Origin of the sequence: Streptomyces sp. NPDC029526 (assembly GCF_040637405.1) — a bacterium.
In the GTDB taxonomy this organism is placed as follows: domain Bacteria; phylum Actinomycetota; class Actinomycetes; order Streptomycetales; family Streptomycetaceae; genus Streptomyces.
Genome location: NZ_JBEZWE010000006.1, coordinates 1 through 14042 on the forward strand (window position 1 = coordinate 1; position 14042 = coordinate 14042).

13 protein-coding genes are annotated in these 14042 nt (G+C 72.5%); 4 read left to right on the plus strand and 9 right to left on the minus strand.

Annotation, left to right across the window (positions count from 1 at the left end):
• Nucleotides 1-192: 192 nt before the first annotated feature.
• A complete protein-coding gene (locus AB0F01_RS16205) occupies nt 193-1572 on the minus strand; it encodes an FAD-binding oxidoreductase (RefSeq protein ID WP_362095272.1) in 1380 nt (459 codons plus the stop codon).
• Nucleotides 1573-1732: 160 nt separating this feature from the next.
• On the opposite strand from AB0F01_RS16205, the gene AB0F01_RS16210 reads away from it, so the two are divergent.
• Nucleotides 1733-2083: a VOC family protein gene (locus AB0F01_RS16210; RefSeq protein WP_362095274.1), complete on the plus strand. Its 351-nt coding sequence runs from the start codon at nt 1733-1735 to the stop codon at nt 2081-2083.
• 5 nt (nt 2084-2088) lie between these two features.
• Nucleotides 2089-3264, plus strand: a complete 1176-nt coding sequence (locus AB0F01_RS16215) for a methyltransferase domain-containing protein (protein ID WP_362095276.1) — start codon at nt 2089-2091, stop codon at nt 3262-3264.
• 60 nt (nt 3265-3324) lie between these two features.
• Here the strand turns inward: AB0F01_RS16215 and AB0F01_RS16220 are convergent, their stop codons facing one another.
• Genes AB0F01_RS16220 through AB0F01_RS16250 form a run of 7 tightly spaced genes read right to left on the minus strand, consistent with a single transcriptional unit; the run spans nt 3325 to nt 10209 of the window.
• A complete protein-coding gene (locus tag AB0F01_RS16220) occupies nt 3325-4209 on the minus strand; it encodes an alpha/beta hydrolase (RefSeq protein WP_362095279.1) in 885 nt (294 codons plus the stop codon).
• A gap of 21 nt (nt 4210-4230) precedes the next feature.
• Nucleotides 4231-5595 (minus strand): FAD-dependent oxidoreductase, encoded by a 1365-nt coding sequence (locus AB0F01_RS16225; RefSeq protein WP_362095282.1) that lies wholly within the window; start codon nt 5593-5595, stop codon nt 4231-4233.
• 1 nt (nt 5596) lies between these two features.
• Nucleotides 5597-6427 carry an ABC transporter permease gene (locus tag AB0F01_RS16230; RefSeq protein WP_362095285.1) on the minus strand — a complete coding sequence of 277 codons (831 nt, stop codon included), beginning with the start codon at nt 6425-6427 and terminating at the stop codon, nt 5597-5599.
• On the minus strand, nt 6424-7239 hold the full coding sequence (locus AB0F01_RS16235; protein WP_362095288.1) for an ABC transporter permease: 816 nt from the start codon (nt 7237-7239) through the stop codon (nt 6424-6426). Before AB0F01_RS16235 ends, AB0F01_RS16230 begins: the two co-directional genes overlap by 4 nt.
• Nucleotides 7236-8171 carry an ATP-binding cassette domain-containing protein gene (locus tag AB0F01_RS16240; RefSeq protein ID WP_362095291.1) on the minus strand — a complete coding sequence of 312 codons (936 nt, stop codon included), beginning with the start codon at nt 8169-8171 and terminating at the stop codon, nt 7236-7238. Before AB0F01_RS16240 ends, AB0F01_RS16235 begins: the two co-directional genes overlap by 4 nt.
• A 52-nt stretch (nt 8172-8223) precedes the next feature.
• Entirely contained in the window at nt 8224-8493 is a 270-nt protein-coding gene (locus tag AB0F01_RS16245; RefSeq protein WP_362095294.1) for a hypothetical protein, read from the minus strand.
• Between the two features lie 48 nt (nt 8494-8541).
• The gene (locus tag AB0F01_RS16250; RefSeq protein WP_362095297.1) at nt 8542-10209 is read right to left on the minus strand and encodes an AMP-binding protein; all 1668 of its coding nucleotides are present in this window, start codon (nt 10207-10209) and stop codon (nt 8542-8544) included.
• A gap of 73 nt (nt 10210-10282) precedes the next feature.
• Between AB0F01_RS16250 and AB0F01_RS16255 the strand changes: the two genes are divergently transcribed.
• A complete protein-coding gene (locus AB0F01_RS16255) occupies nt 10283-11965 on the plus strand; it encodes an AMP-binding protein (protein ID WP_362095300.1) in 1683 nt (560 codons plus the stop codon).
• 50 nt (nt 11966-12015) lie between these two features.
• A complete protein-coding gene (locus tag AB0F01_RS16260; protein WP_362095303.1) occupies nt 12016-12771 on the plus strand; it encodes a 4'-phosphopantetheinyl transferase superfamily protein in 756 nt (251 codons plus the stop codon).
• On the opposite strand, the gene AB0F01_RS16265 is transcribed toward AB0F01_RS16260, so the two are convergent.
• Complete coding sequence (locus tag AB0F01_RS16265; protein ID WP_362096010.1) at nt 12726-13940, minus strand: cytochrome P450; 1215 nt, start codon at nt 13938-13940, stop codon at nt 12726-12728. The genes AB0F01_RS16260 and AB0F01_RS16265 overlap by 46 nt on opposite strands.
• Nucleotides 13941-14042: the final 102 nt, after the last annotated feature.

Genomic DNA, 14042 nt, shown 5'->3' on the forward strand with positions numbered 1-14042 from the left:
TTTTTAACTCATCCGCCCCCCCCCGCTATCTCCACAACCCCATACACCCTCTTCCCCTCCACCCCGCTCTTCCGATCTGGCCGGCGCCCCGGCCCCGCGCGCACGCGCCGGCGCCCGCACCTCGTGCGGTGGTCCGGGCGCCGTCTCGTAGGCGCCGGGCCCGCCCGCGGACCGCGGGCGGGCCCGGCGGGCTCAGCTCGCCGGCCTGATGTTGTTGTTCGTGTGGAAGAAGTTCTCCGGGTCGTAGACCGCCTTGATCCGGGTCAGCCGCTCGTAGTTGGAGCCGTAGGCATCCTCGATCCGCTCGGCGGAGTCCGCGCCGAGGTGGTTGGCGTACACCGCGCCGGTGGTGTACGGCAGGAGTTCGGCGTACACCTTCTCGGTCCACTCGACGGCCTCCTCGTCCTTGGCCGGGTCGGTCCAGGAGGTGAGGATGCTGGTCAGGTAGCCCTCGCGGTGCAGGAAGGGGGTCTCGGACGCCGGTACGTTCGACATGACACCGCCCATCAGACCGCCGCCGACCAGGCTCCGTTCGGACGGCGCGTTGACGAACCCGTCGGCGAGGATCTGCAGCGGCTCGTCGCGCAGTTCGGGCAGCAGGAACGAGCGCGGGTAGTACCGGTGCCCGGCGACGGTGTTCTCGTCGAGCATCCGCTGCACGGCCACGTACGGCATCAGGCCGCAGTGGTCGAGGAGCGCGCCGGTGCCGAGGCCCCGCATCCGGCCGATGAGGTCCTCCGTGGAGTCGTCGGGGGCCGCGTGCACGAAGCCCAGGCCGATCGCCGGTTCGCCGCCCGGGGCGGTGAGGAAGGCGAAGGAGGTGGTCAGCTCGTCGGGGGCGGTCCGGTTGAACTCGTCGAGCCGCCGGGCCACGTCCACCGTCTGGTCGATGGGGAAGGCGAGCAGCCCTGCCATGCAGTCGCCCTGCGGGTGCAGGTCGAACTCGAAGCGGGTGGCCACGCCGAAGTTGCCGCCGCCACCCCGGATCGCCCAGAACAGGTCCGGGTGGTCCTGCGCGGTGGTGGTCACCAGCTCGCCGCTCGCGAGCACGATGTCGGCGGAGACCAGGTTGTCCACGAGCAGGCCCCGGTAGCGGGCGAGCCAGCCGAGGCCGCCGCCCAGGGTGAGGCCGCCGATGCCGATGTACGACTCCTGGGAGCCGGTGACGGCGAGCCCGAAGCTGGTGGTCTCGGCGTCGACGTCGCCCTGCTCCAGGCCGGGCTGGACGACCAGACGGCGCTTGGCCGGGTCGACCCGTATGCCGCGCAGCCGGGAGGTGTCGAGCAGCAATCCCCCCTCGACGGTGCCGGTGCCGGCGAAGCAGTGGCCGCCGCCCTTGACTGCCAGCTCGATGTCGTTCTCCCGCGCGAAGTCGACGGCCTTGACGACGTCGGACGCGCCGTCCGCCTGGACGATCGCCCCGGGGCTCTTCTGGAAGTAGCCGTTCCAGATCTGCCTGCGCTCGTCGTAGTCGGCGTCCTGCGCGGTGATGATCCGGCCCCGGATCGCCTCACCCAGCTCCGCGAGCCTGGATTCCGGGATGGCCGTACCGGTCGCGGTGACGAGTCCCACGTCAGTCCTCCTTCGGGGTTGGCGAATTCGGCCCGCGCGCCCGCGCGCAAGGAGGCCGATGCGAGGAGAACGTACGGCCGCCGGAGGGCCCGCGACACGGGAGTGAAAGAGGGCGGAAAGGCCCCTCGGGCCGTGGGGTGCGCTGGCTACGCTGGCGCACATGTCTGCACTCCGCGCGATGCCGCTGCTCACGGTGAGCGATCTCGATTCCGCAGTGGAAGCCCACATCCGGGTCACCGGAATGGAAGTGATCATGAATCACGGCTGGATCGCCACCCTCGCTCCGCCGACCGACCACTCCGTGCAGGTCAGCCTGATCACCAAGGACCCCACCGGGCCGGTGAACCCCGTGGCCTCCATCGAGGTGGAGGACCTCGACGCGGCTCTCGAGGGGGCGCGCGCCGCCGGTCTGGAGATCCTCTACGGGCCCGAGGACGAGGAATGGGGCGTACGACGCTTCTTCTACCGGGACCACGACGGCAACGTCGTCAACGTCCTCGCCCACCTCTGACCGCCGTGGCGCCCGCCTTCCGCAACCCCTTCCCCGCCCGTGCCGGGCTCGGCGTGCCGCCCGCGCGGGGGAAGCCGGCCGCGTCCCCCGCGGACTCCACGCAGAAGTTCTCCCTGCGTCTCTTCGCAGCCGGACTCGCCTCGGCCGAGCTGATGACCTGTTACCTGGGCCTGGAACTAGGCCTGTACGAAGCCCTGCGCCGCACCGGCCCCGCCACGGCCACACAGGTGGCGGAGGAGAGCGACCTCGACGCCCGCATGGTGCGGGAGTGGCTGGAACAGCAGACCTGTGCCGGTGTGCTGACCGTCGACGCGCCCGCAGCGCAGCCGGAGGACCGGCGTTTCACACTGCCGCCCGCCCACGCGGAAGCGCTGCTCGACTCCGGCAGCGCCAACTGGATGGCCCCGCTGGTCGTGATGCCCATCGGCGGCATGGCGGCCGTGCTGCCGCAACTGGTGGACGCCTACCGCGGTCGCCGGGGCCTTCCGTACGCGGCCTACGGCGAGGCCCTGCGCGGGGGGCAGGCGGGCCTGAACCACGGTGTCTTCGTGCACCACCTTCCCGACTGGATCAGCCGCCACCTGCCCGACATCGACGCCCGGCTGCGGGTGCCGGGGAGCAGCATCGCCGACGTGGCGTGCGGTTCCGGCCACTCAACGCTGGCACTGGCCCGGATGTTCCCCGACGCCGAGGTGCACGGGCTGGACCTGGACGAGGCGTCGATCAGGGACGCCGAGGCGAACCTCGCCGCCGCCGATCCCGCGGAAGGGCTCGGCGAACGGGTCCGCTTCCGCGCCGGGGACGCCGCCGAGGCCGGGGACGGGTCGGCGGGACACACCCTGGTGTGCGTGTTCGACGCCCTGCACGACATGTCGGCGCCGGTGGACGTGCTCCGGGCCTGCCGCCGGCTGCTGGCGCCCGGGGGTGCGGTGCTGCTGATGGAGCCGTCCGTCGGCGAGCGGTTCACCCCGGCGGCGCCGGACAGCGAACGCTTCCACTACGCGGTCAGCGTGCTGCACTGTCTGCCGGTCGGGATGAGCCGGACGCCGAGCGCGGGGACGGGCACGGTGATGCGCCCGGACACCGTGCGCCGGTACGCCGCCGAGGCGGGCCTGGACACCCGGGTGATCGACGTCGGGCACCCGTTCCACCGGCTGTACCGGCTCACGGCCCGGCCGTAGGGCGGTACGACGACGGCTCCCGGCCTCTCGCGGAGGCCGGGAGCCGTCGCGTCGCGGGGGTCAGCCCTCTTCCGTACGGCCCTCCCGCGTACGGTCCTCGGCGGGCCGGCGCGAGCCGCGCGGGGTGCCGACCTTGCCCGAGCGCAGGTAGTCGGCGACCAACGCGTTGACCTCGGTGGGCTTCTCCAGCAGGGAGGCATGCCCGCAGTTGCGTATCTCGGTGTACTCGGCGGTGGGGATCAGGTCCGCCAGCTCCCGCGACAGGTGCCGGGGCGCGACGATGTCGTGCTCCATGCCCACGACGAGCAGCGGCACCCGCACCGCGGCCACCTCCTCGTCGCTGGGCCGGAAGGCGGTGCTCGCCTCGGCGTGCCCGATGGCGCCGTGCCCTCCCGACTCCGCGAGGCCCGCCAGCCCGTCCAGGTAGGGCGCGATGAACTGGTCGCGGTTGAGCGCCCGCGGCCCGAACAGGTACATCGCCCGGAAGGCCCCCTCCAGCAGGGCCGGCACCTTGTGCCCGTTCTTGAGCCGGTCCACCGCCTCGGCCTGGATGGCCTGCTGCAACTTGCCGGGCTTCCACGGGACCCCGATGAGCGCGGCGCGCTCGATCAGCTCGGGACGCTTCATCGCCAGTTCGAGCAGGATCATCGCGCCCACCGAGTAGCCGATGTAGGTGCAAGGGCCCAGCTCCAGCGCCTCGTTGAGTGCGGCCAGGTCCTGCCCGAGCAGTTCCACCGTGTACGGCGGAGGGGTCTCCTCCGAGGGGTGCACCCCCCGCAGGTCGAAGGTGACGACGCGGTATCCGGCCTTCGTCAGCTGCGGCACCTGCATGGTCTCGAACAGGGATGCCTGGTGCTGTCCGGGCACGAGCACGACCACGGGGCCGTCCTCCGCGCCGTAGATGTCGTAGCTCAGCGTGACGTCCGTGGGCAGGGTGATCTTCATGGTGTTCCCTTCTGTGGGCGCTCAGCCGGTGACCAGGCGCTCGAAGTCCTGACGGTTGGGACCGACGTGCTCGCGCCGGACGTCCGGGTGCTCGCGCAGGAACGCGAGCACCCGGCGGGCCACCTTGCGGTCCCGCATCAGCTCGGCCGGGGTGAGCAGCATGTGGTAGACGCGCTCGGCGGCGACGCGCACGTGCGCGTCCTCCTCGCGCAGCACGGCGAGGGCGGTGAGGACGCGGGCGGTCAGCGAGTCGTCGTGCGCTCCGCCCGCGAGTTCGGCGAGCCGGGCGGCGTCGGTGGCGACCTGCTGCTCGAACCACGGCCCCAGGCACCGTTCGGTGGCCTCGTGCGTCTCCAGGGCCCAGTCGCACGGGTCCCGGTCGAGACGGCCGAGCTGGTCGGCGACGACCCTGGCGTGCGCCAGGGCGAGGGACACACCACGTCCGAAGGTGGGATTGGTCTGTACGCAGGCGTCGCCCACCAGCGCGTAGCCGGTGACCAGCGGTGCTCCGTCCGCGGCCAGTGACCGGCGGCGGTTCTCCAGGCCGGCCATCGGCATCGGGTCGCCGACCGGCGTCGCCGTGTCGAGCCAGTCGCGCAACCGGTCCACGCTGGCCAGGAACCGCAGGAGGACAGGGCGTGCCAGCAGCCGGGTCCGTACGGGGTCGCGGGAGGAGATGGCGGTCGACAGGTGGAAGCGGCCGTTGTCGCCGGGGAAGGCCAGCACGGTGGCGAAATCGAGTTCGTGCACCACCGGGGCCCGCAGGGACGGGAAGCGACCGCCCGGGCGCAGGGCGAACTCCTGGGCGATGTAGGAGAACCCGCACGACTGGACCGACTCGTGGGGCGGGACGCCACCGATCGCGGTGAGCCAGGCGGCCACCGAGGACCTGCGGCCGGTGGCGTCGAGCACCACGTCGGCGGTCAGGTCGCCGCCCTCCGCGAGGCGCACTCCGTGCACGTGGGGACGGCCGTGCGGCGTCCCGGCGGCCAGCAGGCCCACCACCCTGTCGTGCAGCAGCGTGACCGAGGGGTCGGCGACGGCACGGCGGCGCAGCGCGGCCTCGAAGACCAGCCGGCGGCTGAGCAGGCCGAGCTCGTCACCGCCCGTCTCCAGCGGTACGGTGACCGCCCCGCGGCCGGTCAGCTCCGCCAGCACCTCGGCGCACTCCTCGCGCAGCACCGCGATGCCCAGGCCCAGCAGGGCGTGCCCCTGGCGGGCGTGCGGCACGCCGCGCCGCTCCCAGTCGGCCACCTCGGTATGGGCCCCGCCCTCGGGGGGCGGGCCGTCCCGTTCGACGAGCGTCACCCGGTGTCCACGGCGGGCGGCGAGGACCGCGAGCCCGAGACCGGCCACTCCCGCGCCCAGTACGACGATGTCCGCCACGTCAGCCGCGCTTCACGAGCAGTGCGAAGCGGCGCGTGACGACGGCCATGCACACCGCCGTGACGCCCACGGTCCACGCGGCGGTCCCGAGCACCGGTACGGTCAGCGCGCCCTGGTGGGAGAGGCCGGCCAGCGCGTCGACCGCCAGCGAGACGGGGTTGACGCTCACCACCGGCTGCATCCAGCCCGGGAACGCCTCCAGTGGCACGTAACCGCTTGACATCAACGTCAGTACGAGCGTGGGCATCTGGACGTAGCGCACGATGATGCCGGGGTGCTGGGCGACGAGGGCGACGGCGACGGCCAGCGCACTGCACATCATCCCGAACAGCGCCACGATCCCGAAGAAGCCGAGTGCCGCCAGCGGCCCCCGGGAGAACCGGAAGCCGACCGTGTGGGCGACGAGCGTGACCAGGACGGCCACGCCCATGATCCGTACGAAGTCGCCGCCGATCCGTCCGATGACGTACGCCCGCATGTCCAGCGGCATCGCCCGCAGCCGGTTGAACACCCCGCTGCGGATGTCGCTCCACAGGGCGATCGCCGTGGTGAGGACCGAGGAGAACGCCGTGGTGAGCACGATCAGCGGGGCGAGCCGCCGTACGTAGTCGATGTCCTGGGTGTCGCGCACCAGCACGGTGAAGGCGGCCAGCAGCATGAAGAGCTGAAGCAGCGGGAAGGCGATGGTGACGATGATCATCATCCGGTTCCGGACGAACTGGCGGAGCACCCGTCCGGCGATGACGACGGACGCGGTGGCCGGCGTGGCCGGGGCGGGCGAGAAGGCCGGCGACACCGACGGTGCCGCCGTGTCCGGCGACTGAACGGTCATCGGATGGCCACCTTCCTGAAGGCGACGGTCGTGGTCCAGGAGAAGAGGACGAGGAGGCCCGCCACCCATGCGAGGCCGGGCAGCGTCGCGCTCCAGGTGAGTTCGGTGGTCGACAGGGCGCGCAGCGTGTCGATCACTCCGGACACCGGGGAGGCCGTGACGACCGGCTGGAGCCAGCCGGGGAAGAGGTCCGCCTCGACGAAGCCGGTGGAGAGCACCAGCAGGGGCAGGTAGGGCAGGTGGAGCACCGCGCTGAGCGCCTCCAGGTTGCTCAGACGCAGCGCGATGGTGGCCGTCGCCAGGGACAGGGCCACGGTGAACGCCACGGCGAACAGCACGAAACCGAGTGCGGCGAGCACTCCGTGGTCGAAGCGGAAGCCCGCCAGATGCCCGGCGAGCACGATGGCGACACTGGACAGGAGACCTTGCAGCGCCACCACGGCCAGATGCGCCAGGCTCATCGCGCGCATGTCGACCGGGCTGGTCAGCAGGCGGGAGAAGACGCCGCTGGAGCGGTCGGCGGCCAGGTCGGTGGCGCCGGCGATGGCCACGAACATCAGGGCCTGGACCAGGACGGTGGGAGTGACGAAGCGGCCGAACTCGATGCCCCGCTCGTCCAGCATGCCGGCGAAGGTGCAGTAGAAGATGACGAAGAAGACCAACGGCTGCCCCACGGTGGCCACCAGGCCGCCCCGGGAGAAGGAACGCGCCCGCAACCGGTCGAAGAGCACCTGGAAGTCGTGCTGCCAGCCGGCCGGGCGGCCCGGGGACACCGGGCCGCCGGGCGCGGCGACAGCGGGCGTGACGCTCATCGGGTGGTCTCCTTCACCATCGGCTCGGTGAGGGTGAAGAAGACCTCGTCGAGCGTCGGCTTGGTCACCTCGATATCGGCGATCCGCAGCCCCTTGCCGTCCAGTCGGCCGAGCACGGCGCCGACGTCCTCGGGGCGCGCCATGGGCACGGCCACCTTGTCGCCCTCGGCCGTCACACCGGGGAGGTCGCCGAGGGCCTGGCGGGCCGCCGCGGTGTCGGCGGCGGTCAGGGTGAGGCGGCACATGAGGCCGCCCACGTCGAGCTTGAGCTCGTCCGAGGAGCCGTCCGCGAGGACCCGGCCCTTGTCGATGACGACGATGCGGTCGGCGAGCTGGTCGGCCTCCTCCAGGTACTGCGTGGTGAGCAGGACGGCGACGCCCCGCGCGGCCTCGGCCCTGACCATGTCCCACAGGAGTTTGCGGCTGCGTGGGTCGAGGCCGGTGGTCGGTTCGTCCAGCACCAGCACCGGCCGCGGGACCACCAGGCTCACCGCGAGGTCGAGGCGACGGCGCATGCCGCCGGAGAGGTATCCGACCGGGGTGTAAGCCGCTTCGCCGAGCTCGAACCGCTCCAGCATCTCCTCCGCCCGCTGCTGGGCCTGGCCCTTGCGCAGGCCGAGGAGCCGGCCGAAGAACACCAGGTTCTCGCGCGGGCTGATCTGTTCGTCGAGGGCGGCGAACTGCCCGGTGACGGCGATGTTGGCGCGCACCATGGACGGGTCCGTCCCGGGGTCGTGGCCCAGGACGCGGAGGGTGCCGCCGTCGGGTTGCAGCAGTGTGGTCAGGCAGTTGATCAGGGTGGTCTTGCCCGCTCCGTTGGGGCCGAGCAGGCCCACCACGGTCCCGGCCGGTATCCCCAGGGACACGCGGTCGAGTGCGGTCTGCTCACCGAATCGCTTGGTGAGGTCCGAGAGGAGGATCGCCTCGGTCATCGTGGCTCCTTCAATCCTTCATGACGTCGTCGTGACCGGGCCGGTGTGCCGATCAGGACGGCGTCCGGATCTCGACCTGGCTCAGGACGTAGCTGACGACCTGTTCGGTGGTCTGGATGGCACGTCCGGTCTGCTCGTCGATCGGCGGCAGATCGAAGTCGTCCTCGATCGCGAACGCCATCTCCAGCAGGGCCAGGGAGTGGAACCCCAGGTCCTCGACCAGACGCAAGTCTTTGTCTGCCTCGAACCGCTCCCGTTCGGGGGCGAGTTGCTCGATGATCGCGAGCACGGTCTCGCGCACCTCTTCACCGGAGTAGGACATGTGGTCTCCTGTTCTGGGGCAGGTCGGGCTGTGGTGTGCGGAGGCCGGTCAGGCGGGGCCGTCGGTCGCGGCGGCAGGCACTGCGTCGAGGACGTGTTCCCGGCTGAGGTGCTGCCACAGTTGACGGCGGCGGCTCTTGCCGCTGCTGGTACGGGGGATCGCGCCGCGCGGCACCAGGGCCACGTGCCGGCGGGCGCCGGGGCAGGCCGTGGCCAGCACGTCCTCCGCCACCTCGGCGGCACGGGTGTCGAGTCCCTCCAGCACGGCTACGGCGTGCGGCCGTCCGTCTGCCTCGCCGAGCACGACGCAGACCCTGCTCAGGTTGAGTCCGGCCCTGCCGAGCATCAGCTCGACGTCCTCGGCGAAGAGCGAGCGGGCGTGGACCTTGACGCTGTCGCCGAGCCTGCCCAGCACGTAGAACTCACCGGCCAGTCGGAAGGCGACGTCGCGGGTGAGAAGCCGCTCGTCCACGAAGGAGGTGCCCTCGGCGGAGCCGTCCGCGAGATAACCGTCGGCCAACGAGGAGCCGGAGACGGCCAGTTCGCCGACGTGACCCTCGGGCAGCGGCTCCCCGTCCTCGCCGACGACCTGTACGGTCAGTCCGTCCAGTGCCCGGCCGCAGCTCATCACCTGGACCGTCGCCCGGTCCGTGGCCCCGTCCGCGAGGCTCACCTCCGCTCCGACCCGCAGCTCGTCCCGGTGCACGAGGACGGCGCGCGGGACCTCCTCGACGGGCACTCCGGTGACGGCGAGGGTGCTCTCGGCCAGCCCGTAGGCGGGGGTGAGGGTGTGCGGGGACAGGCCGTGCGGGCGCATCAGTTCCGTGAAGCGGGTCACCAGTGCGGGGTCTATGCGTTCGGCCCCGACGATCACCGCCCGGGTGCGGGAGAAGTCGGCGCCCTCCAGGTGGGCGTGGCCGACCTTGTCGACGATGCGTTGCAGGCCGAACGCCGGGGTGGCTGTGATGGTGGCGGGCCGCGCGACCCGGTTGGCGTCGAAGCGGGTGAGGTACGACAGCGGATGGCGCAGGAAGGTCTCGGGCCTGCACACCGCCAGCCGGTTGTTGCCGGAGACGGGCACCACCAGGCAGCCGATGAGCCCCATGTCGTGGTGCATCGGCAGCCAGGAGCACCAGGAGTCGTCGCGTCCCGCACGCTCCCAGCGGCGGATCGCCAAGGTGTTGGCGTCGAGTGCGGCATGGCTGATCCGCACGCCGCGCGGGCGGCCCGAGCTGCCGGAGGTGAACTGGACGAGGGCCTGTTCGACGAGGTCACGCCGGCCGGGATCACCCGCGGCGAGCTCCTCCAGCAGCAGGACGCGGACGCCCGGTCCGGACTCGGCGAGGGCGTCGACGGCGTAGTCGTGGTGGGCGGCGTCGACCAGCACGGTGTCCGCGTCCACCGCGGCGACGACGGCGCGGGCGTGGGCGCGGGCGGCCTCGCCCGACATCCGGGTGGGAGGCGCCAGCACACTCACCACGCATCCGGCGGCCTGCACCCCGTAGAAGGCGGCGACGAGGTCGGGGCCGGTCGAGGACAGCAGCGGCACCACCGCCCCGCGAGGGACGCCCCGGGCGATCAGCCCGCCCGAGATCCGGAGCGCGGCGTCGGCGAGTTCGGTATAGGGCCGGTAGGTGTGGGCGCCTTCGTCGAACATCTCCACACCGCTGTCGTCGCGAGGTGCGTCGAGCCAGTTCAGCGTACGGGGGCGACTCATCCATCACTCCTAGGCGGCGTGTCCCGGGGCCGGGAACTCGTCGGCGACGCTGGTGACGATAGGAGCGATCGCGGTGGCGCCCTTCGTCTCTTTCACGGCTCTGTTCGTCCCGGTCGGCGCGGCCCGGCGGGCCGGGACACTGGCCGTCATGGACGAGTTCACGCCGTGGAGCGACGAGGACACCGCCCGCTACCGGGCCGCAGGGATCTGGCGAGGGGTGCCGCTGGGGGACGCGCTGACGGAGACGGCACTGGCCTTCCCCGACCGGACCGCGGCCGTGGACCGCGAGCGCCGTGTCACGCACGGCGAGGTGCGGGCCGAGGCCGACGACATCGCGCGCGGGCTGCTGGCCCGGGGCGTGAACCCCGGGGACCGGGTCATGGTCCAGCTGCCGAACGTCGTCGAGTTCCTCACCGTCACGGTGGGACTGTTCCGGGCCGGCGTCATCCCGGTGTTCGCGCTGCCGGGACACCGGGAGAGCGAGGTACGGCACCTGATCGAGGCCTCCGGGGCGGTCGGTTACGTCACCACCGGCCGTTTCCAGGGCTTCGACTACCGCACCCTCGCCCGGCACGCCGCATCCCTCCCCGGCGTCCGTACGGTGATCGTGGCGGGCGACAGCGAGGACCTGACCCCGTTGTCCCGGGTCCGCGCCCAGGGCGCGGACGGCGGGCCGCTGCCCGAGGTCGATCCCTCCGGCGTGGCGTTCCTGCTGCTCAGCGGCGGCAGCACCGGCAAGCCGAAGCTGATACCCCGGACACACGACGACTACCTCTACAACATCGCCGCCTGCGCGCAGGCCCTGGAGTTCGACGCGGACAGCGTGTACCTGGCGGCGAACCCGGCGGCCCACAACGCCGCCCTGGGATGCCCGGGGGTGCTCGGCGCGCTGCTGGTGGGCGGCAAGGCGGTCCTGGCCGCGAGCCCCTCCCCCGACGAGGTGTTCCCGCTGATCGAGCGCGAGGGCGTCACCCACACCACCGTGGTGCCCGCCCTGGCGGCGCTGTGGTCCAAGGTCGCCGCGCAGCGGTCGGTGGGCATGAAGGGCGTCGTCCTCCAGGTGGGCAGCTCCAAGTTCGACGAGCAGGCCGCCGGGCGCACGCAGGCCGCGCTCGGCTGCCGCATCACGAACTGGTTCGGCATCGGCGAGGGCCTGCTCACGTACACGCGTCTGGACGACCCGGAGGAGGTGGTGCACGGAACCGAGGGCCGCCCCCTGTCCGAGTTCGACGAACTGCGCCTCGTCGACGAGGAGTTGCGTGAGGTTCCGACAGGCGCCGTGGGGGAGCTGGTCACCCGCGGCCCGTACACGATCAACGGCTACTGGAACGCGCCGGAGGCGAACCGCACCTCGTTCACCCCCGACGGCTTCTTCCGCACCGGCGACCTGGCCCGGCTCACGCCCGAGGGCAACCTGGTGATCGTCGGCCGAGCCAAGGACGTGATCAACCGGGGCGGCGAGAAGGTGTCGGCCGACGAGATCGAGGGGCACCTGCGCGGCCACGAGGCCATCGACGACGCCGCCGTGGTGGCCCGGCCGGACGCCGGGCTCGGCGAGGGCGTCCTCGCGTTCGTGGTCCCGAGCGGGGGGCCGGGGCAGGCGCCTTCTCTGGTGGAGATCAAGCGGTACCTGGCGGGCAGGGGACTGGCCGCGTTCAAGCTGCCCGACGAGGTGCGCGAGCTGCCGGTGCTGCCGCGCACCCCGGTCGGCAAGATCGACAAGGTGGCGCTGCGGGCGACGGCGGCACTCGGTTGACGCACGGGACGGCCCCCTCCGGAGGGGGCCGCGCGACGGCCGTCCCCGGTGTGATCCGGACGCTGCTGCCCGCGTATGCGGCGGCCCTGGAGAGCACCCGGGAGCTGCCGGGCCCCGCGCTCTTCGAGGCGGAACGGCGGCAGGTGGCCGGTGTGCTGCCCGCGCGCCGCGCTGAGTACGCCACCGTCCGGCGGGTGGCGCGCGCCTGCCTGGCCGAACTGGGCGTCCGGCCCGCCGCCCTGGTGCGCGGCACCGACGGGGCGCCCCGGTGGCCGGCCGGGACGGTCGGCTCCCTGACCCACTGCCGGGGTTACCGGGCGGCTGCGGTGGCGCGGTCCCGGGACGCCGACGGTGTGGGCATCGACGCCGAACCGTGCGCGCCGCTGCCCGCCCGGGTGCTGGCGGGAGTGACCTCGGCGGCCGAGCGGGCCCACCTCGCCGAACTGGGTGCGGTCCGGCGCGACGTGCCGTGGTGCCGGGTTCTCTTCAGCGCCAAGGAGGCGTACTACAAGGTCTGGTATCCCGCGATGGGATCCTGGCTGGGCTTCGACGACGCCGAGGTCGTCCTCGAACCCGGCCGTGGCCGGGGCACGTTCACGGTGCGGCCGGTCTCGGACGGGGCCCGCCGGGCCCACCGCGCGGACGCCGCCTTCGACCCCGTCGCCACCGGCTTCCCGGCCCTGCACGGACGATGGACCACCGGCGCGGGCCTCGTCCTGACCGCGATCACGGCACCGGCGGGATCCCTCCCGCGCCGGGCTCAGGCGGGCCGCACCGCCACCGGCACGCTGCGGTGCGCCCAGTAGGGGAACCGGAAGCCGCCCGCGCTGGGCTCCCATGCGCCCTCGCCCGCCGACTCGATGTCCGCGAACCGGGTGACCAGCCGCTCGAAGACCACCGCCCCCTCCACTCTGGCCAGCGCCGCGCCGAGGCAGTGGTGCACTCCCCCGCCGAAACTCAGGTGCGGGTTGGGCGACCTGGTCAGGTCGGCCCGGTGCGGGTCGTGGAACACCCGCTCGTCGTGATTGGCGGAGGCGAGCAGCAGCACCACCACCCGTCCCCTGCGGACCGTCAGTCCCGCGATGTCGATCGGTTCCAGAGCCATCCGGGTCGTGGCATGGATGGGCGCGTCGTAGCGCATGAACTCCTCCAGCGCGCTGCCGACGATGCCCGGGTCCTCCCGCAACTGCCGCTGGGTGTGCGGCTGCCGCACAAGGAGGTCGCCACCGGTGGCGATGGCGTTGGTGGTCGTCTCGAAGCCCGCGTAGTAGACGAACAGCGCGTTGTCGATGATCTCCTCGTCGGTCAGTGGCTCCTCGCCGTCCTTGACCGCGGCGAGCATCCGTGACAGCAGGTCCTCGCCGGGGCGGCGTCTGCGCTCGCGGACCAACTGGGCCATGTAGTCGCGCAGCTCGACCACGGCCCTGTGCGCCTCGCGTTGTTTCTCCGGCGGGATGAACACCGCGAAGGCCTGGGCGAGCGAGGTGGAGAGGCGGGCGATGTCGGCCCGGTCGGAGCCGGGGATGTCCAGCAGCTCGCTCATCACCGTCATCGGTACAGGCACGGCCAGGTCGGCGACGAGGTCGAAGCGGCGCTCGTCTGCGAACCGGTCCAGCATGCCGTCGACGAGCCGGGCGATGGGTTCGCGGAGCGCGCGCACCATCGCCGGACTGAGCGACTTGACGAGCAGTCGGCGCAGCCGGGTGTGGCCGGGCGGGTCGCGGTCGACGACGATGCGCCGCAGGTAGTCGTTGGCCGGCCCCTCCCCCACCGACACCGCCTGGTACTCCTCGGGAAACTCCCGGCCCAGCCGGGGGTCGCGGAGCAGCGCGGAGACCTCCTCGTGCCGCGGGAAGACCCACTGTCCCGGGCCGCCCCGGCAGACCGGGCCGTACGCGCGCAGGCGGCGGTAGACCGGGTAGGGGTCGCGCATGGCACGCGCGTCGTCCAGCAGGAAGCGCGGCATGTTCAGCACGGTGTTCAACGCTGCGTCACCTCCCGGCACCCTCGGGTGCCCGGCTCGGGTCCGGTGGTTGCCTGGCCCGCCCAGTCTGCGAGCCCGGTGCGGGGCGCCGGA